General features: G+C 71.1%; 17 protein-coding genes and 1 pseudogene. 4 read left to right on the plus strand and 14 right to left on the minus strand.

Annotated features, from left to right (window positions below):
• From B9S58_RS32095 to B9S58_RS32120, 6 genes and pseudogenes are all read right to left on the minus strand, one after another.
• The coding region (locus B9S58_RS32095) for an ABC transporter permease (protein ID WP_146063596.1) at positions 1–841 on the minus strand (841 nt) is incomplete at its 3' end.
• Between the two features lie 4 nt (positions 842–845).
• Positions 846–2396: pseudogene (locus tag B9S58_RS32100) on the minus strand (ABC transporter substrate-binding protein).
• A 17-nt stretch (positions 2397–2413) separates the two neighbouring features.
• A complete protein-coding gene (locus tag B9S58_RS32105) occupies positions 2414–3055 on the minus strand; it encodes a GNAT family N-acetyltransferase (RefSeq protein ID WP_103535490.1) in 642 nt (213 codons plus the stop codon).
• A 116-nt stretch (positions 3056–3171) separates the two neighbouring features.
• Positions 3172–3690, minus strand: coding sequence for a 2-C-methyl-D-erythritol 2,4-cyclodiphosphate synthase (gene ispF, locus B9S58_RS32110; protein ID WP_103535422.1), 519 nt, complete (start codon positions 3688–3690; stop codon positions 3172–3174).
• Positions 3680–4447: a 2-C-methyl-D-erythritol 4-phosphate cytidylyltransferase gene (gene ispD / locus B9S58_RS32115; protein WP_181009529.1), complete on the minus strand. Its 768-nt coding sequence runs from the start codon at positions 4445–4447 to the stop codon at positions 3680–3682. Before ispD ends, ispF begins: the two co-directional genes overlap by 11 nt.
• Before the next feature lie 420 nt (positions 4448–4867).
• A complete protein-coding gene (locus tag B9S58_RS32120; protein ID WP_003953493.1) occupies positions 4868–5350 on the minus strand; it encodes a CarD family transcriptional regulator in 483 nt (160 codons plus the stop codon).
• Positions 5351–6009: 659 nt separating this feature from the next.
• Between B9S58_RS32120 and B9S58_RS32130 the strand changes: the two genes are divergently transcribed.
• Positions 6010–6705 (plus strand): DUF461 domain-containing protein, encoded by a 696-nt coding sequence (locus tag B9S58_RS32130; RefSeq protein ID WP_103535424.1) that lies wholly within the window; start codon positions 6010–6012, stop codon positions 6703–6705.
• A 109-nt stretch (positions 6706–6814) separates the two neighbouring features.
• On the opposite strand, the gene B9S58_RS32135 is transcribed toward B9S58_RS32130, so the two are convergent.
• On the minus strand, positions 6815–7495 hold the full coding sequence (locus tag B9S58_RS32135; RefSeq protein ID WP_003968183.1) for a response regulator transcription factor: 681 nt from the start codon (positions 7493–7495) through the stop codon (positions 6815–6817).
• Complete coding sequence (locus B9S58_RS32140) at positions 7492–8754, minus strand: cell wall metabolism sensor histidine kinase WalK (protein WP_103535425.1); 1263 nt, start codon at positions 8752–8754, stop codon at positions 7492–7494. The genes B9S58_RS32135 and B9S58_RS32140 overlap by 4 nt, the downstream gene beginning before the upstream one ends.
• Before the next feature lie 199 nt (positions 8755–8953).
• On the opposite strand from B9S58_RS32140, the gene phoU reads away from it, so the two are divergent.
• Together phoU and B9S58_RS38315 are read left to right on the plus strand one after the other, a co-directional pair.
• On the plus strand, positions 8954–9631 hold the full coding sequence (phoU, locus tag B9S58_RS32145) for a phosphate signaling complex protein PhoU (RefSeq protein WP_030590483.1): 678 nt from the start codon (positions 8954–8956) through the stop codon (positions 9629–9631).
• 183 nt (positions 9632–9814) lie between these two features.
• Positions 9815–9955 carry a hypothetical protein gene (locus tag B9S58_RS38315; protein ID WP_181009530.1) on the plus strand — a complete coding sequence of 47 codons (141 nt, stop codon included), beginning with the start codon at positions 9815–9817 and terminating at the stop codon, positions 9953–9955.
• 143 nt (positions 9956–10098) lie between these two features.
• Here B9S58_RS38315 and B9S58_RS32150 read toward each other — a convergent pair whose 3' ends face one another.
• Positions 10099–11427 carry an MFS transporter gene (locus B9S58_RS32150; protein WP_103535426.1) on the minus strand — a complete coding sequence of 443 codons (1329 nt, stop codon included), beginning with the start codon at positions 11425–11427 and terminating at the stop codon, positions 10099–10101.
• Positions 11428–11633: 206 nt separating this feature from the next.
• Between B9S58_RS32150 and B9S58_RS32155 the strand changes: the two genes are divergently transcribed.
• Positions 11634–12395 carry a phosphoglyceromutase gene (locus B9S58_RS32155; protein WP_103535427.1) on the plus strand — a complete coding sequence of 254 codons (762 nt, stop codon included), beginning with the start codon at positions 11634–11636 and terminating at the stop codon, positions 12393–12395.
• A gap of 78 nt (positions 12396–12473) precedes the next feature.
• Here B9S58_RS32155 and B9S58_RS32160 read toward each other — a convergent pair whose 3' ends face one another.
• The 5 genes from B9S58_RS32160 to B9S58_RS32180 all read right to left on the minus strand — a co-directional run bounded on the left by B9S58_RS32160 (position 12474) and on the right by B9S58_RS32180 (position 18676).
• Positions 12474–13712, minus strand: coding sequence for a tyrosine-type recombinase/integrase (locus B9S58_RS32160; RefSeq protein WP_103535428.1), 1239 nt, complete (start codon positions 13710–13712; stop codon positions 12474–12476).
• 75 nt (positions 13713–13787) lie between these two features.
• Positions 13788–14021, minus strand: coding sequence for a helix-turn-helix domain-containing protein (locus B9S58_RS32165; RefSeq protein WP_103535429.1), 234 nt, complete (start codon positions 14019–14021; stop codon positions 13788–13790).
• A gap of 432 nt (positions 14022–14453) precedes the next feature.
• Entirely contained in the window at positions 14454–15929 is a 1476-nt protein-coding gene (locus tag B9S58_RS32170) for an ATP-binding protein (protein WP_103535430.1), read from the minus strand.
• 2 nt (positions 15930–15931) lie between these two features.
• Positions 15932–16819, minus strand: a complete 888-nt coding sequence (locus B9S58_RS32175; RefSeq protein WP_103535431.1) for a bifunctional DNA primase/polymerase — start codon at positions 16817–16819, stop codon at positions 15932–15934.
• 99 nt (positions 16820–16918) lie between these two features.
• Positions 16919–18676 (minus strand): helix-turn-helix domain-containing protein, encoded by a 1758-nt coding sequence (locus B9S58_RS32180; RefSeq protein WP_103535432.1) that lies wholly within the window; start codon positions 18674–18676, stop codon positions 16919–16921.
• Between the last annotated feature and the right edge of the window lie 200 nt (positions 18677–18876).

The raw sequence follows: 18876 nt of genomic DNA on the forward strand, positions 1-18876 counted from the left end.
TCAGGACGGTCGCCTGGAGGACGGGCAGGTCCTGGGCGAGGGCGGCGGCCAGTGCCGTACCGCCGAGGCCGGGGATCGCGTACAGCGTCTCGACGGCGACCGCTCCGCCGGTCAGCCCGACCACGATCAGGCCGAGCTGGGGCAGCAGGCCCGGCAGCGCCCGGCGCAGGGCGTGCCGGGCGATCCGGCGGCGCGGCATGCCGCTCGCGGCGGCGGACCGAGCCCAGGGTTCGGCGAACGCGCCGGGCAGGGCGTCGTCCAGCAGCCGGCCCAGCAGGGCCCCTGCGGGGACGCCCGTGGCGAGCGCGGGCAGCACGAGCTGGTCGGGCGCGCCCCAGCCGAGCACCGGGAACCACTCCAGGTGCACGGCGAACACCGTGGCCAGCACGGCGGCGAGCAGGAACTCCGGCAGCGCGGCGAGTACCGCCGCGCCCGCTCCGGCGCGTACCCGGACGATCCGGCGCGCGGCCCCGCGCCGCAGGGTGGCCGCGCTCAGCGCGAGGGCGAGGAGCACGGCGACGGCGAGCGAGACGCCCATCAGGGTGAGGGAGTTGCCGAGAGCGGCGGTCACATCGGGGGCGACGGGCTGCCCGGAGACCCAGGACGTGCCGAGGTCGCCGCGTACGAGCCCGCCCAGCCAGTCGCCGAGGACATGGAGCGGTCCGCCGTCGAGCCCGGTCTCGGTGCGGATCGCGGCGAGGGTCTCGGGCGTGGGGGCCCGGTCGGCGTAGCGGGCGTGCAGGATCGTGCGGGCCGGGTCGGTCCGGGTCAGCCAGGGCAGCAGCCCGAGCACCGCGACGACGGCGAGCAGCGTGCCGAGCCGTCCGGCGAGGTACTTCACGTGGTCACCCGACGCGGGTGTCGGCGGTGATGAGGGTGCGCTCCATCGGGTCGAGGGAGACGCCCTGGAAGCGCGTGTCGTCGTACCCCTGCACGAAGCGTTCGTGGACGAGCGGGACGAGGGCGTCGGAGCCGAGGATCGCGGCCTCGGCGGTCATCTCGGCCTGGTGGCGGGCGTCGGTGTCGGCGAGGGCGGCGGCCCGGTCGACGGCGGCGTCCACGGGCTTCGCGCAGAGCTGGGTGATGTTGAAGCTGCCGTCGCAGGTGAAGTCGGAGACGAGGTAGGAGACCGGGTCGGCGGTGTCCAGGAGGGTGTTGCGGACCTGGATGAACGCGTCGTACTTCCCGGCCAGCGCGTCGGCCTCCAGCTGCGCGTAATCGCGGACGACCTGCTTGACGGTGAAGCCGCGCTTCTCCAGCTGCTGCTGGACGACGGTGGCGGCCTCGGGCAGCTCGGGCCGGTTGGTGTAGGTGGCGAGGACGATCTGCCGCGTCTTCGCGACCTCGGCGGGGGCGGCGGCCTTCGCGCGGCCGGTGGGGGCGGCGCGCAGGTCGGCGGCCCAGGGGACACCGGGGCCCAGCAGCCCCTGAGCGGTGTCGGCGCGGCCCTCGTAGACGCCGTCGACCAGGGCCTTGGGGTCGATGGCCTCGCGGGCGGCGGCGCGCATCGCCGGATCGGCGAAGACACCGCGCTCGGTGTTGAGGGAGAGACCGTTGGTGCGGGCGGACGGGAACTCGTGGACGAGCCCGTCGCCGAGCAGCGGGGCCTGCGAGATCGGTACGTACTCGGCGACGTCGACGTCCCTGGTCCGCAGCGCGTTGGCGCGGGCGGTGCCGTCGGCGACGAACTTCACGTCCACGCCGGGGGCCTTCGCCCTGGAGCCTCAGTAGGTGTCGTTGCGCTCCAGGGTGGCACTGACCGCGCCGTTGACCTCGGCGAGGGTGAAGGGGCCGGTGGCGTGCCCGGCGGGGTTCACCTTGGAGCCTTCCTCGTACGCGGCGGCGGACAGGATGCCGAGGGAGGGGTTGGCGAGCCGCTGGGGCAGCAGCGGGTCGGCGTCCTTCGTCGTGATCCGTACGGTGTCCGCGCCCTCGGCCGTCGCGGCGAGGGTGGTGTCGGAGAGCACCCGGGGCTTGGGGGACGCCTTCTGCTCGGCGGCCAGCGAGCGGACCACGGCGGCGGCGTCGAACTTCGTCCCGTCCTGGAAGACGGTGTCCTCGCGGACCGTGAACTCCCAGGCGCGGTCGCCGTCGCGCTTCCAGGAGGCGGCGAGCGCGGGCTTGGCCTCTCCGTCGCGGTCGAGCTGGGTGAGCCCTTCGACGACGGCGAGCCGGCTCAGGATGACGGCGTCGTCGCCGTACGGGGACATGGCCAGGGCCGACGGGAAGGCCATGGCCACCCTCAGCCGCTGGTCCCCGTCGGCTCCGCCGGAGTTTCCGGTTCCTCCGGCGGAGGTGCAGGCGGTGGCGGCGGGCACGAGGAGTGCGGCGGCGGCAAGGGGCGGCACGGCGGAGGTGGGGGTGGGGACGGGAGGCGGGCACGGCGACCACCATATATGAAAATGATTGTCATCTAACCGGCAGGGGTGGTGGTCGTGCCGGAACCCGGGACACCGCCGGCCACCGGGGCGACCCCGGGCATCGGCAGCTCGAAGTGGACGATCCCCTGCCCGCCGCCGGGCAGCGTCCGCTCGTCGCACACCTCGTGGGCCAGCGAACGCCAGAAGGGCTCCGCGCCCGGGACGGCGGGGTCGGTGTGCAGGTACAGCGCCTCGTAACCCCCGGCCCGGGCGGCGAACTCCCCCAGCTCGCGCACCAGCTGCCGGGCCAACCCGTGCCTGCGGTGCTCGGGGCGCACATAGATCCGGCAGAGCTGGGCGGTGGTCCCGGAGGGGAAGCGGTCGGCGACCCACTGCGGATTGGGCGGCGCCTGTGGCCCCCGGTCGCGCACCGCGCCGGTGGCGACGATCTCGCCGCGGTGCTCGACGACGAGCAGGGTGCAGCGTTCCGGGCGCAGGTAGGCGGCCTCGGGGTCGATGATGTCGGCGTGCCAGCGGGGTACGTAGCCGGACTTCAGGTCGCGGTAGACGGTGTCGAGCATCACGGCCCGGGCCCCGCCGAGGTCACCGGCGGTGGCGGTGCGCAGGACGTATCCGGCACCCTCGTGGCCCCCGTCGGTGTCGGCCCGGGTCCGGCCGGCCACCGTTCCCGTCATCACCGTGGTCGCGCTGGTCACCCGAACCCCTCCCGCCTCGTACTGCACATCACTTGCGACTGCAGCGTACGTGCAAGTGATGTGCGGCAGGCGTGGTCCCGGGCGGCCTCTACGCGTCAGCCGGTCCGGTAGACCAGGGCGGTCGCGATGCCGGCGATGCCCTCGCCGCGGCCGGTGAAGCCGAGCCCGTCGGAGGTGGCGGCGGAGAGCGAGACCGGGGCGCCCACGGCGGCGGACAGCACCTGCTGGGCCTCCTCGCGCCGCTTGCCGATCTTCGGGCGGAGGCCGACGACCTGGACGGCGACGTTCCCGATCTCGAAGCCCCCGGCGCGGACGATCCGGGCGGCTTCGGTGAGCAGGGTGATGCCCGCGGCCCCGGACCACTCGGGGCGGCCGGTGCCGAAGTGCTGCCCGAGGTCGCCGAGGCCGGCGGCGGAGAAGAGCGCGTTGCAGGCGGCGTGCGCGACGACGTCGGCGTCCGAGTGACCGGCGAGACCGGGGCCCTCACCCTCCCACTTCAGGCCCGCGCACCACAGCTCGCGGCCCTCCTCGAAGGCGTGGATGTCGGTGCCGATCCCGACGAGCGGAATGACGGGTGCGGCGGGGGCTCCCGCCGCGCGCTGCTCAGAAACCATCGTTGGCCCTCCTGCGGGCGAGTACCGCTTCGGCCAGAACGAGGTCGAGCGGCCGGGTCACCTTGAACGCCTCCTCGTGGCCGGGGACGACCACCACCGGCCGCCCGAGGCGTTCCACCATGCCCGCGTCGTCCGTGGCACCCTCGCCGTCGACCGCGACCTCGGTGTGTGCCCGCACCAGCGTGTCCCGGTCGAAGCCCTGCGGCGTCTGCACCGCGCGCAGCCTGGCCCGTACGGGGGTGGCGAGCACCGGCTCCGGCTCCCCGGGCGTCCCGGCGGGCTCGACCTCCTTGACGGTGTCCGCGAGGGGCAGCGCGGGAACGACGGCGGGCGCTCCGTCCCGTACGGCGGCAGCGACCGCGTCGACCGTGTCGACCGGCACCAGGGGGCGGGCGGCGTCGTGGACCAGGACGACGGAGACGTCCTCGGGCAGCGCGTCGATACCCAGGCGCACGGACTCCTGGCGGGTCTCACCGCCCGGCACCACCAGATAGTCGGTGCGCTCCGGCAGCGCGTGCTCGTCCAGGAGGTGCTTCACCTCGGGCGCGCCGTCCGGCGGGGCGACGACCACCACGAGGGAGACGGCGCGGGACGCGGCCATGGCGCGAACGGCGTGGATCAGCATGGGCGTCCCGCCGAGCACCCGGAGGGCCTTGGGCGCGCCCGGCCCGAGCCGCACGCCCCGCCCGGCGGCGGGAATCACCGCGGCGGTACGGGGAGGGCGCGGCCGGTCGGTCAGGGGTGGCGTCGATGACATCGGTTGCACTCCGAGGGTCCGAGGGTCCGAGGGTCCGAGGGGGAAGATCCGAGGGGGAAGGTCCGAAGGTTCGGCAGGTTTGTTCGCCCGACCCACATGGGTAGGGGCCCAGCGAGCCGGGCGTGACGCCCTGACTCGCACCGGGCCCCTTCCGTGACACCCGGTCGAGCACAGGCCGCACCGGGCGCTCACGCAGCACCGGGGCCGCCGCTCACCGACGGTCACCGGATACGCGGGTCGCACCGCGGGCACGAGGGATGACCGGCAGTCGGGCACCGGATGCGGACGCGGGTCCGAGCAGATGGATCCGGGACGCAGGTGGATCCGGGTCCGAACATGCCGCAGCGCCCGACGACACAGCGAGAAAACGGCTGGTCAGCGGGCACCGCGGCATATTCATACGACCGGTGTGATCCGGTTTCAGGACGCGAGGACCTCGTCGAGCAGAGCCTCGGCCTTGTCCTCGTTCGTGTTCTCCGCGAGGGCGAGCTCGCTCACCAGGATCTGGCGGGCCTTGGCGAGCATGCGCTTCTCTCCGGCGGAGAGACCGCGCTCGCGCTCCCGACGCCACAGGTCACGCACTACTTCGGCGACCTTGATGACATCGCCGGAGGCGAGCTTTTCGAGATTTGCCTTGTACCGCCGCGACCAGTTCGTCGGCTCTTCGGCATACGGTGCGCGCAGCACCTCGAAGACCCGGTCCAGCCCGTCCTGCCCGACCACGTCGCGCACGCCCACGAACTCCGCATTGTCCGCCGGCACACGAACCGTCAAGTCGCCCTGGGCGACCTTGAGCACCAAGTAGGTCTTGTCCACGCCTTTGATCTGGCGAGTTTCGATAGCCTCGATCAGCGCGGCCCCGTGATGGGGATAGACCACGGTGTCGCCAACCTTGAACGTCATGTGACAGGTACCCCTTCCGTGGCTATCCAGAGTAACACGAGAACGGCATCTCCTGAATGGCGTTTTCGCAGGTCAGGGCATATCTCGGGGCTTGACAACAGCGACACGTACGTGCTGCGGAAGGCTTCCGGAAGACGGTATTCGCAGGTCGGAGCCACTGTGCACCCGGAGCGAAACATCCACGTCACACCGTCCGGAAGCCCTACAGAAGAGGGCGAAAGTCCCGTTTTGTCGGTTTGCTGATGGCGATCATTCCGCACTTCGTTCGATGACCGCTCACCCGTACGGGCGTAACTGCCGGGCCGCAATGAAATTGATCAAGCCAGGCGCCTCCCGGCACCTTTCCGCCGCGAAGCGGGGAATGGAGAAGAAGCCACGACACGGGCGGAAGAATTGATCACGCGGATTATGTGAACGGCACATGGCGTACCGGCCGGTAGAACACCTTGCGAGAACAGCCCGCGGACCGTTCGGCGGGCTTGCCGCAGGAGGGCGGGCCGGACCCCGATCGACGAGAAACCGCCTAGAGGCGGGTCGGGTGCGGGCCAGGCGCGGCGGCTCGGTAGCCTGAGGCCGCTGACACACCCTTGGGGCGGCTTCACACCACCGCCCGACGTCCGAAGCCCGCAGATCCGATCGTTCAAGGAGTTGCCGCCGCCGTGAGCCGCAGCCTTCGACACGGCGCCCTCGCCGCCACCGCCACCGTGCTCTCGATCGTCTCCCTGTCCGCCTGTGCGGCGGGCAACAACGCCGAGACGCTCAAGGTCAGGCCGGACAACCCGGCCACCGCGGTGGGCGACATCAAGATCCAGAACGTGAACGTGCTCACGCAGCCCGAGGGCGGTGCGGACGCCTCCGCCGTCGTCGCCGCGACGCTGTTCAACGGCGGCACCGAGCGCGAGGTGCTAGAGGCGGTCACGCTGCCCGGCAGCGACGTCGAGGTGAAGCTCCAGGCCGCCGAGGGCAAGGGTCCCATCGTGGTCCCGGCCGGCGGCCAGGTCATCATCGGCGGCAAGGGCAACGCCGCCGCCGTGATCGAGAACAGCGGCGAGGCCGCGCGCAACGGCGACGTCCAGCAGGTCGTCTTCAAGCTCAGCCGGACCGGTGACGTCGGCCTCGGCGCCAGCGTCTTCCCGGCCGAGGGCTTCTTCAAGGACTTCGGCCCCAGCCCGAAGGCGGAGGCGCCCGCGCCGAAGCCGTCCGACGACACGTCCGGCAACGAGGAGACCCCCGGCGCGACCGAGGGCGAGACGTCCGGTACGCCGGCGAACGGCGTCGGCACCGAGGGCGCCCAGGGCGAGACGGGCACGCAGGGCGACGCGGGCGACGCCGCCTCGGTGCCCGCGGCCAACTGACGCGGCGGCCCCCGGCCCCGTAACGCGGGCGCACACCGCACGCAGCACGCACGCCGAAGGGGCGCTTCCCGGCCGGGAAGCGCCCCTTCGGCACATGCGGACCCGCGGTTTACGGCTCGAACTTGTACCCCAGGCCCCGCACGGTGACGAGGTAGCGCGGCGCGCCGGGGTCGGGCTCGATCTTGGCGCGCAGGCGCTTCACGTGGACGTCGAGCGTCTTGGTGTCGCCGACGTAGTCCGCGCCCCAGACCCGGTCGATGAGCTGCATCCGGGTCAGCACGCGGCCCGCGTTGCGCAGGAGCATCTCCAGCAGGTCGAACTCCTTGAGCGGGAGGTCGACCTTGCCGCCGGAGACGGTGACCACGTGGCGGTCCACGTCCATCCGGACCGGGCCCGCCTCCAGGGCGGCCGGGGTGACCTCCTCCGGCTCCCCGCGGCGGCGCAGGACGGCCCGGATGCGGGCGACGAGCTCCCGGGAGGAGAAGGGCTTGGTGACGTAGTCGTCGGCTCCTATCTCCAGCCCGACGACCTTGTCGATCTCGCTGTCCTTGGCGGTGACCATGATCACCGGAACGTTGGAGCGACTGCGGAGCTGGCGGCACACCTCGGTGCCGGGCAGACCGGGCAGCATCAGGTCGAGCAGGACCAGGTCGGCGCCGTTGCGCTCGAACTCGTCCAGCCCGTCGGGGCCGGTCGCCGCGATGGCGACCTCGAAACCTTCCTTGCGCAGCATGTAGGACAGGGCGTCGCTGAAGGATTCCTCATCCTCGACGACAAGCACTCGGGTCACGGAAGAGCCTCCGGGGCAGGGAAGGGGTCAAAGGTGTCGGTCTCGTACGGCCCCTCGTCGTCGCCGTTGACGATAAGCGGTCCGCCGGTGGTGCGCTCCCTCGTGGCGCCCGATTCGGGCAGCCGGAGGGTGAAGGTGGAGCCCTGTCCCTCGGAGCTCCAGACGGTGACCTCCCCGCCGTGCGAGGCGGCCACGTGTTTGACGATGGCGAGGCCGAGACCGGTGCCACCGGTGGCCCGTGAGCGGGCCGGGTCGACGCGGTAGAACCGTTCGAAGACCCGTTCGCGGTCCTTCTCGGAGATGCCGATCCCCTGGTCGGTGACGGCTATCTCGATGAGGTCCCCGCCGGGCGATGCCATACGGCGTGCGGCGATGCCGACGCGGGTGTGGGCGGGGCTGTAGTTGACGGCGTTCTCGACGAGGTTGCCGAGCGCGCCGACGAGCTGGCCGCGGTTGCCCCAGACCGTGAGGCCCTCGGCTCCCGCGGAGGCCATGGTGATCTGCTTCGAGCCGGCCTGCTGGCGGCAGCGGTCGATCGCCTCGGCGACCAGCGTCTCCACCTTGACCGGTTCGGCGTCCTCCAGCGGGTCGTCGTTCTGCACCCGGGAGAGGTCGATGAGCTCCTGGACGAGGTTGGTCAGCCGGGTCGCCTCGATCTGCATCCGCCCGGCGAACCGCTCCACCGCCTCCGGATCGTCGGAGGCGTCCATGACCGCCTCGGAGAGCAGGGAGAGCGCCCCGGTCGGCGTCTTGAGCTCGTGGCTGACGTTGGCGACGAAGTCGCGCCGTACCGCTTCTATCCGGCGGGCCTCGGTGAGGTCCTCGACGAGCAGCAGCACCAGCCGGGAGCCCAGCGGGGCGACCCGGGCGGAGACGGCGAGGGTGTCGCCCCGGCCCGTTCCGCGCCGGGGAAGGTCCAGCTCGCCCTGTCGTATCTCCCCGTCCCGCCGGGTGTCCCTGGCCATGTTGAGCATCGGCTCGACGGCCAGTCGGCCGCCCCTGACCAGGCCCAGGGCGTACGCCGCGGAGCTGGCCTTGACCACGCTGTCGCTCTCGTCGAGGACGACGGCGGAGGAGCTGAGGACGGAGAGGACGGTGTCCACCCCGGGGGGAAGGGAGGCGTTGCTGTCCGGCCGCAGGGACGTACGCGTGGGCCGTTTGAGATCGCGCTCGCTCCAGCGGAACGCCAGCATGGCGATCACACCGGTGCACAGCCCGGCGATCGCTGCAGCTGCGGCGACCGCCGCGTTCACGTCCATGCTTCAAGGTTATGCGGGTGCGACGACTCCCTCCCAGCCGTCCGAGTGCCATCTCGAACACTCGTCGCCCAGAGTTCACCGAGGGGTAGGGGCCGGTTCACTTAGGGGGACGGATACGGACGCGTTACGGCCCCACCGTGTAACCGTGGGGGTCGGTCCGAGACCCCGGCCTCAGTTTGGAACTGGAGAGGGACTTCCCATGCGCGACGCTTACCACGAGGAACTCGATTCGATCGGAGAGGGCCTGGTCGAGATGGCCCGGCTGGTCGGCTCGGCGATCGGACGGGCGACCACGTCCATGCTCGACGCCGACCTGACGCTGGCCGAGAACGTGATCGCCGGCGACCAGAAGGTGGACGACCTCCAGCACGATCTGGAAGCCCGTGCCATCGCGCTCCTCGCCCGCCAGCAGCCGGTGGCGACCGACCTGCGCATCGTGGTGACCTCGCTGCGGATGAGCGCCGACCTGGAGCGCTCGGGCGACCTCGCCCAGCACGTAGCGAAGCTGGCCCGGCTGCGCTTCCCGCAGGCGGCGGTCCCGCACGACCTGCACGCCACCATTCTGGAGATGGGCCAGCTCGCCCAGCGCCTGATGGCCAAGGCGGCCGAGGTCATCATCACCAAGGACGTCGATCTCGCGCTCCAGCTGGAGCAGGACGACGACGAGATGGACCTGCTGCACCGCACGCTGTTCCAGCACCTGATGGACGACCGCTGGAAGCACGGCATCGAGACGGCCGTCGACGTGACGCTGCTGGGCCGCTACTACGAGCGCTTCGCCGATCACGCGGTGTCGGTCGCCAAGCGCGTGGTCTACCTGGTGACGGGCGAGCACGCGGACGAGATCCAGGCGGCGGCACCGGTCGAGGGCGCGTAACGGCCCGCTCCGGTACGGCGACGTCGTACCGGAGCGTCACCGGCGCGTCACCGGCGTACGCGAGTCGCACATACGTTCCTGCGCGCGTGCGCCGTTGATGCGCCTGCCGGGTTGGGCATGCAATGGGATGGGGCGGTGCACCATGCCGACCGCCGCCCCAGCCGCACGCCCTGAGGAGGGACCATGGCCGATTCCCCCATGACCGAACCCCAGCAGGAGCCCCCGACCGAAGTGGTGCACCTGACCGTGCTCGGCGCCTGCGGCTGCGGCTCGGGCTGCGGGTGCGGCTGCCAGTCCGGTGCCCCGTGCCAGTGCGGCGGCTGATCCGGCAGACCCGCACCACGTACGGAACGGACGGCGCCCGCCCGGTTCTTCCTCCGGGCGGGCGCCGTCCGCATACGGGTTCCGGCGTCCCGGGCGCGGGCCGGGCCCGTCCGCGTACGGGTTCCGTGTACCGGCCTCCCGGCTCAGCAGGCCCGTTCCGCCGCCGCCGCGGGTGCGGCCTCCGGCTCGGCCTGGTCCGGCCGGGCCTCGGCCGGGACGGGTGCGGGCTCGGGCAGGGCGTCCGCCCCGTCGTGCTCCTCGCGCGGCAGGTTGCGCATCAGCAGCCAGTAGCCGAGGCCGGCGACCGTGCCGATCACGGCGCAGGCGGCCCAGAGCCAGGCGGCGCCGTAGTGGTCGATCACGAAGCCGGACATCAGCGGCGCGACGAGCGCGGCCACCGACCACGACATCGTGTACATGCCCTGGTAGCGGCCCCGGCCCCGGGCGGGCGACAGCTGCACGACCAGTCCCGTCTGGGTGGGCGCGTTCACGATCTCGGCCAGGGTCCAGACGCACACCGTCAGGGCGTACGCCGCGACCGACCCGGCGAACGCCGTCAGCCCGAAGCCGTACCCGGCGAGCAGCGAGGAGATGATCAGCAGCCGGCGCGGATCGCGGTGCTGGATGAAGCGGGTGACGGGGATCTGGAGGACCACGATCAGCACGCCGTTGACGGCGATGGCGGTACCGAAGTCGGAGCTGGAGAGCCCGTCCGTCCCCATCGCCACCGGCAGCCCCACATAGCCCTGCTGGAAGATCAGCGACACCAGGAACGACAGCCCCACGACACCCATGAAACGCCCGTCGCGCAGGACGGTGGTAAGCCGCACCTCGTCCTTCGGCCGCTTGCCGCCGACGGCCTTCACGGCTGCTTCCTCGGGCCGTGACTCCGGCACCTTCAGGAAGACGAGAACGGCGCACACGAGCGTCATCAGGGCCTCGCCGATGAAGCCGGCCAGGTAGCTGTACTCGGCGATGAACCCAGCCCCGGCGGAGGAGAGCGCGAAGCCGAGGTTGATGGCCCAGTAGTTGAGCGAGAAGGCCCGGACCCGGTCCTTCGGGGGCACGATGTCCGCCATCATCGCCTGGACGGCGGGGCGGGAGGCGTTGCTCGACATGCCGACGAAGAACGCCACGGCGGCGATGGCGAAGGGATGCACCATGAACCCGAGCACCGCCACCGACACCGCGGTGGAGACCTGGGCGATCAGCATGGTCGGCCGCCGCCCGAGCCGGTCGGTCATCACGCCCGCGCCGAGGGAGGAGATGACCCCGCCGAGCCCGTGGAGGGCGGCGACGAGCCCGGCGTACGAGGCGGAGTAGCCCCGGTCCAGGGTCAGATACAGGGCCATGAAGGTCGCGACGAACGCCCCGAGGCGGTTGACCAGTGTGCTGGTCCACAGCCACCAGAACTCGCGGGGCATCCCGGAGACGGTCTCCCGGGCGGCTGTGCGCAGACCGGCGACGGACATAAGGATTCCCCCCACGGGACGTACGGAACGAGGGCCTCGGGGTAACACTCCCGACAGCCTTCGAGACATTACGAAGCCCGGCCCCCGCCCGCCACCGGATTGACGCCCGCCGTCAATCGTCCGGCCGTCGGGCCCTTCCGGCCCGGCCCTGTCCGCGTTGCGGGCGGGCGCGCGGAGGCCGCACGGGTTCGATTACGCTCGGACTCATGGCCGACGCACCGTACAAGCTGATCCTCCTCCGCCACGGCGAGAGCGAATGGAACGCGAAGAACCTGTTCACCGGTTGGGTGGACGTCAACCTCACCGAAAAGGGCGAGAAGGAAGCAGTCCGCGGCGGTGAGCTGCTCAAGGACGCCGGTCTGCTCCCCGACGTCCTGCACACCTCCCTCCAGCGCCGCGCGATTCGGACCGCCCAGCTGGCCCTGGAGTCCGCCGACCGCCTCTGGATCCCGGTCCGCCGCTCCTGGCGCCTGAACGAGCGCCACTACGGTGCGCTCCAGGGCAAGGACAAGGCGCAGACGCTCGCCGAGTTCGGCGAGGAGCAGTTCATGCTGTGGCGCCGCTCGTACGACACCCCGCCGCCGCCGCTGGCCCGCGACGACGAGTACAGCCAGTTCGACGACCCGCGCTACGCGACCCTCCCCCCGGAGCTGCGCCCGGACACGGAGTGCCTGAAGGACGTCGTCGTCCGCATGCTCCCGTACTGGTTCGACAGCATCGTCCCGGACCTCCTCACGGGCCGCACGGTCCTGGTCGCCGCCCACGGCAACAGCCTGCGCGGTCTGGTGAAGCACCTGGACGGCATCTCGGACGAGGAGATCTCGGGCCTCAACATCCCGACCGGCATCCCGCTCTCCTACGAGCTGGACGCCGACTTCAAGCCGCTGAAGCCGGGCGGCACGTACCTCGACCCGGATGCGGCGAAGGCCGCCATCGAGGCCGTGAAGAACCAGGGCAAGAAGAAGTAGGTTCGCTGATCATGCCCCCGACCTGCGCATACGGCGCGGATCGGGGGCATTTTCACGACCTGGGCCCACTGTGGGACCTCAGCGCGCCGAATCCTGCGGCGGCCGAAGTGCCTGCCCGAGTGCCTTCCGGGCCCGGTCCCGGCTGCTCGGCATGAGGTGCGCGTACACCTTCAGCGTCAGCCCAGGGTCGGAGTGCCCGAGGTACTCGCTGACGGCCTTGATGCTCTCCCCCGCGTCCAGCAGAACGGAGGCGTAGAAGTGCCTCAGCGCGTGCATGCCGTGCTCCCGGGCAGCTGTGTGCTCCCGACTCTTGGCCTTCGGGATGACACCGACGGCGGCCAGGGCGGGCTTCCAGTGGTCCTCATTGAGTGAGGTGCGCCAGACGTGCCCACCGTTGGGCCCGGTGAAGATCAGACGCTTGGTCACCCGCCGGCCGTTCGCGCGCATCCACGGCAGCGTGATCTCAACGGGAGGGAACCGCTTGATGTGCTCCTTGAGCGCTTCGGCTACGGGCTCGGGAAGCGGGACATCGCGGAGCTTGCCGCCCTTCGGCGGTGCGAAGACGGGCTTGCTCAGACTGAGTTTGAGCTGCTGCACCACGTGCAGGATGCCGCTGTCGAGGTCCAGCTCGTCCACGGACAGTCCGAGGATCTCGCCCTGCCGGAGGCCGCACCCGGCACCCATGTCGACCATGGGCCGGAAGCGCTCGACCAGGGCACCTCGCATGGCGAAGACGCGGTCCGGCTGCCACGGGACAACTCGGCGGGTCCCCATTTCCGGGAGTGTCACCGTTCGCGAGTGGCAGGGGTTCCGGCGAAGGTAGCCGTCCTCGACAGCGGCGGAGAGGATGGCGCGGACGTTGGAGAAGATCACACGGGCGTAAGCGCCGGACATGCCGGACTCTTCGAGCTGCGTCACGAACTCGCGCATGTGGCTGGGCTGGAAGGATCCCAAGGGTCGGGTCCCAATGCGCGGGAAGGCGTGCAACTTGAGCTGAGACTGCATCGATGCCCGGGTGTTCGGGTCCCCGCTCTGGCTCGCAAGCCACCCTTCGGCAAACTCCTGGAACGACTTCCGGGACGCGTTCGGGTCGATGTAGTCGCCGCGGGCCACGTCCGCCGTGACCTTGCTCAGCCACTGCTCGGCGAGCCGCTTCTGTCCGTCGGGGAAGGACTTCCCCTTGCGCTTTCCGTCGGGCGCGAAGTAGCGGGCCCGGTAGCGCAGGCCGGACCCGTAGCGCTCGGTCTTAACGCGGACGGTCTTGCCGTCGGCGTCGGTCTCGGTCTTGAACCAGCGGTCTTGGATGCTGCCTGCCATCGGAGGCGAGTCCCTTCTCGACATGGATCAGGGGTGGCCGGTGACCGGCCACCCCTGGCGGTGCGTTCGGCTGCGTCAGGCCGCGACGCAGTCGACGTTCTTGAGCTGGATGACGTAGGCCTGCACTTCGGCAGGGTCGTAGCGCACGTGCTTGCCGATGCGGAAGCCGGGAGGCCCGGTGCGCTTCCTGCGCCACTGGTAGACGGTTTCGAGGGGCACACCGAAGATCTCGGCGATGTCGCCCGGGGTGAGGTAGCGGTCGGGCAGCCCTCTGCGGAGGGTCGCGCGAGGGTCTGGGGCAGTCGTCATGGCCACTGCGTCTCCTCGTCGGGGAGCGTGTCTGTCCGAGGTGCGGATTTCTGCGTCACCGCGTCACCAGCGTCATCTGGGCCTGTGACCTGGGGATTTCGGTGACGCAGTCGATCGAGGGTGCGTCACCGGTGCGTCATCGTCTGCGTCACCGGGTGACGCGGGTGACGCAGGGGTGACGCAGGAATGACTGTCTGCGTCACCCTTGTTGGTGCAGCTCAGAGGCCGTTTTCCGTCCCGGGTGACGCAGGTGACGCAGAGCTTCCCTACTTAGGAAAAAGAGGGGGGCGTCTGTAGTAGTGGCAGTGATCCTTCAGTCGAAGTGAGGGGCCCTTCGGGCACGCCTCTTGGGCGGCGTTCCGCCGAACAGCAAGAGGAGCACCCGGCGCGGAGTGCTCCTCTTGCTTGTCCGGGTCGACCGGGTGGTACGTGTCAGAACGCGGCTGCCTGCTCGGGCGGCGGGGACGCGGACTGGCGGGTCATTTCGAGGTACCGGCCCGCCTTGGTGCGTCCGCTGTCGATGAGGACGCCCCGGGCCGCCAGAGTGGGTTGCAGACGCTTGAGACGGTCGGAGAGCACCTTGCCCGTGGTCGGCCACCCCTTCGGCAGAGCGCGTAGTTCGTCGCCGCAGTAGAGGCGGCTGAGGCAGTGCAGCCACTCCGTCGACGTCATCCGCTGCTCTGCGCCGGGCGCCATGGTGTCGGCGTGCTGCAGAACGGTCTGCGCCAACAGGTCGCCTTCGATGACGTCGTCGTTCAGGTCGTCCAGACTCGCCCGGTACGCGGCCAGCGCACCAAGCCCGGTGGCGGTGTCCAGCTGCGCGCACAGGTGCGCGAAGTCCGCCATCCGCAGATCGGTGGGCGTCTCCGCCTCAGCGGCACGCACCTTGACCGTGAGGTCCAGGAGCGAGCCGAGGACGACGGGCAACACCTCCGCGTACTCCGCCCACAGTTCCGCCTCAGTGCGCCGGACGGTCGGCCGCTCCAGTCGCAGGGGCAGGAGGCGCTCTGCGAAGTCGGGGCGGATGATTCCGACGTCGATGCCGGTGAGGAGGAGGGGGCGGCGGTAGCCGACGCGGAAGACGTCGCCGTCGGTGAACAGGGCGCGCTTCACGGACTCGGCTCCGGTGACGATGCAGCACATGGCGTCGGACAGCTCCGGGCTCATGTGGGACAGGTTGTCCAGCGCCGTGACCCACCCGGCGGCCACGGCCGCGATCAGGTTCTCCTCATCCTTCGGCGCCCGCCGCAGGTCCCCGCTCATCCCTTCGATAATCCGCACCAGCATCCGCCCACCCGTGGACTTCCCCGCGCCCTGCGGCCCGGTGAGAAACGGCGCAGGGACGGGCACTGACGGGCCCAGGCAGCCGATCAGCCAGGCGATGGCCAGGCACTCGGTTTCGGCGTTGGCGAAGTTGCACAGCCGCATCAGGAGGTCGATTCCCTTGCCGTCGGTGTCTTTGGCCGGCAGGGGGAGTTCTCCGGTGAGCTGGGTGCGCCGCCAGCACACCTCCCGCGGGTCAGGGATGGCGATGTCCCAGCCGGTGGGGTGGATGCGGACGGACTGCCCGTCGTCACGGCCCAGGTCCAGCCACGTGGCCCCGTCGAAGCCAGGGGCGACGCGGATGTTCACGGCCTGGGTGTCCTCGGTCAGCGCCAGCGCCTCGATCAGGTCCAGCGCCTCTTTCAGCGCGGTGCCGTTGAAGACGCCGACCCCGTCTTTGAACATGCCGACCATGAGTTCCTGCCGGTGGCTTCCCGTGGTGCCCTGGGAGCGGATCGGCCGGGCGACCGGGTGCCCGTTGCGCTGGGCGTAGACGGTGCCGTCGGCGGTGCGGAAGTACCGGAAGTGCGACTGCGCGTAGTCGGTGATGATCTCGCGGGCGGGGTTCTTCTCGTCGTCAGCCATGGTCACAGTCCCAACCGGGTGAGGGCATTGGCCCAGGCGTCCGTGCAGTGCCGGGGGCTCTCGCCCTTGGCCTGCGCGGCGGCGAACAGCCGCGCCATGTGGGTTTCGGTGAGGCAGCCGCACCGGCCGTGCGCGGACAGCACCGCGAGGAACGTCCGGTAGACGGTCGCGTGGACCGCGCTGCTTGCCCCGGTGATGCGCTGCTCTGCCATGGCAATGCCGCGGTCCAGATAGGTGGGGACCCGGTGAGGGCAGTCCCCGCCACCGACCGGGGCGGGCACCGTGACGCTGCGCGGAATGGACCGGACCGGCGACGGTTCCTTGACGATCAGCGCGCGTACGGTGTCCGGCAGGGCGGCCATGGTGCCGTTGCCGGGCCCGAGCCAACGGGCGTAGACCATCGTGGACTTGATGTCGACGCCGTCACGGACCGCGTTCGCGGACTGCATGGCCCCGCGGTAGATCCAGTGTTCACCCCGTGTGGTCGGCACTGTCCGGGTGGCGGGGAGCGACCGGCGGGCCCAGGCGACGGCGTCGGCGTGGTCGAGGTCGACCACGGTCAGCCCGGTACCGCCGGGGTGGTAGGCCACCGCCGCCGCCTGCCTCCAGGCCGGTACCCATGCGGGCCCTGTGATGGTGGCGGGGTCGGTGGTGGCGGCGGCCCAGGCGTGGCACGGCCGCGGGCAGTCGCACGGGCCGGGGGTCTTCATGTTCGGCCGACCGCCACACGTGTTGCCCCGGCAGGCGGGGCAGTTCCCGAACGGGACTTTCCCGGCCCGCAAGGGCAGGACCGGAACGCCGTGCTGTGCCAGGTCGAGGGCAACGGACAGATGACGGGGTAAGGGCGACTTGTGGCCAGATGCTCGCGGGATGGTGGTGGGTTGGGTCATGCTGGGGTTCTCCAGTTCTGTGAGAAGCACTGGCAGACGAGGGCGGCCCCGGTTCTTTGGCGAGATGGGGGCCGCCCTCGGTCGTGCCTGGGGGTCGGGTCAGGCGGCGCGGTTGGTGGTGAGTGCGCCGTCGGGGTTGCGGGTGATGTGTCCGGCCAGGGTGAGGCGCTTGACGGCTTTGGACACGGTGCCCTTGGGCAGGCCGGTGGCGGTGGCGATGTCGGCCTGGCGGACCGCTCCGGCCCGGAGCGCGGTCAGTACGCGGTCGTCCACGCTGCCCGCGGCCGGTGCAGTCGCCACCGGCACGGCCGGAGCGGGGGCGGGCGGCTTGACGAGCGTGAGCGGCGCCGCGGGCACGGGGCTGGTTGCCGCCGTAGCACGGGACCAGATGGGCCGGTTGGGTAGGGCGATGACGTCGGCGGGTGAGAAGGCCCGGGTGCGGATGTGGTGGGGCCGGGCCTTGGGTGAGGAGCGCAGCAGTGCTACGCCGGGCATGGGGAGTTCGTGTGCGTGCCATCCCTTCTCGATGGCGTCGCTGCCGAAGACGACCTGAGCCTCACCGGAGGTGCTGAGGGCGAGGGAGGCGCGGTAGGTGATCTGTCCTGCGACCTGGGAGTCGATACCGGCCCCGGCGCCGGACATGGTGGGTTTCTGGGTGGCCCACACGAGGATGATTTCCGCGGCTCGCGCCATCCTTGCCAGGGTTCGCAGGTTCTCGATGATCCGGCCGTGAGCCTTGTTCGCGGAGGAGGCTGCGATCAGCTCCCCGCCCTCGTCCACGAACACCGTGATGCGGGGCCGCTGGGGGCTGATCGCCACGACGTCGTGACCGCGCGGGATGAGCGCCAGGCGCTCGTGCATCTCGGCGACGAGTTCGTCAGTGACGGTCAGGATGTCGTCGGGGGCGACCGCTGTGCGGGCCCGGTGTTCCCAGTTCAGGGCTTCCACGCGCTTCATGTCGAGGACGACAAGGCGGTGGTCGGGGTACTCCGATCCTTCCGCGAGGATCGCGCGGGTGGACCAGCTCTTGCCTGATCCGGAGGTGCCCGCGATGAGCATCCGCCGGCCGAGCGGCACCATCACGGTTTCACCGGTCACGGCGTCGATGCCCCACGGGGCCCCGGGCTCCCACCCGGTCAGGTCGATGCCGTCGGCGGCGGAGCGGGTGCGGATGGTGAGTTCGGCCCACCCGCCCTTCTTCCCGGCCTTGGTCTCGATGCGGAGATCCGTGCGGGCCCCCAGTAGCGCCCGGACGTGGTCGTCGGCCCCGCGGAGCTTGGTCGCGGTCCAGGTGCCGTCGAGGCGGATCGCGCAGACGATGCCGGACTCGGTGAGCGTGGGGCGGGCGGTGAGCGTGCCGGACAGGCCGCGGTGTTCGGCGTGCTCGCGCCAGTGCTCGGGCTGGAGCCGCTTCATCAACGCCTTTTCCTCGGCGGTCGGTTCGATGTCCGGCGCGGGCGGCCGATGGGTGACGGCCCAGACGATCGCGCCGACGGCGGCGACGGTCACCGCGAGCGCCGACCACGCCCACACCCGACCGGGCACGAGGGGCAGGCCGATGTACGCGCCGACCGCGGCAACGATGACGCCCTTGGAGGCGAACAGCCACAGCGGGTCGGGCACCGATCGCTTCGTGGTCGCCAGGGCGCGTTCGGCGGTGTGGACGGCGGTGGTGATGCCGTTGGGGTCCATCGCCCGTGCGTTGGCGAGCGCCCGCCGGGCGTCGCGGACGAGCGGTTTGCGGTCGGCGCGCAGGGTGCGGCGGCGGACGGATTCCTTGGCCCAGCGGTCGACGGTCCAGCGGGCGGCGGTGGCTGCGTACTGACGGTGGGTCTGCCAGGCTGACGGTTGACTCACGGGTTCCTCTCCAAGGGCTATGAGTCGGTGGGGGCGGGCCCGGCATGGCCCGCCCCCACACGCGGGTGTGTGTACGCGCGGTGATGGAGTTTCCGGTTTCCTGGTTTCCGGCGGGGCCCCTACGCGTGTGCGCGCGAGACGGGAAACTTCCGTCACCCTGCGTCGCTACGGGGGTCCTGGCGGCCGAACAGGGCCCGGGG

This window comes from Streptomyces sp. SM11, assembly GCF_002910905.1.
GTDB lineage: Bacteria > Actinomycetota > Actinomycetes > Streptomycetales > Streptomycetaceae > Streptomyces.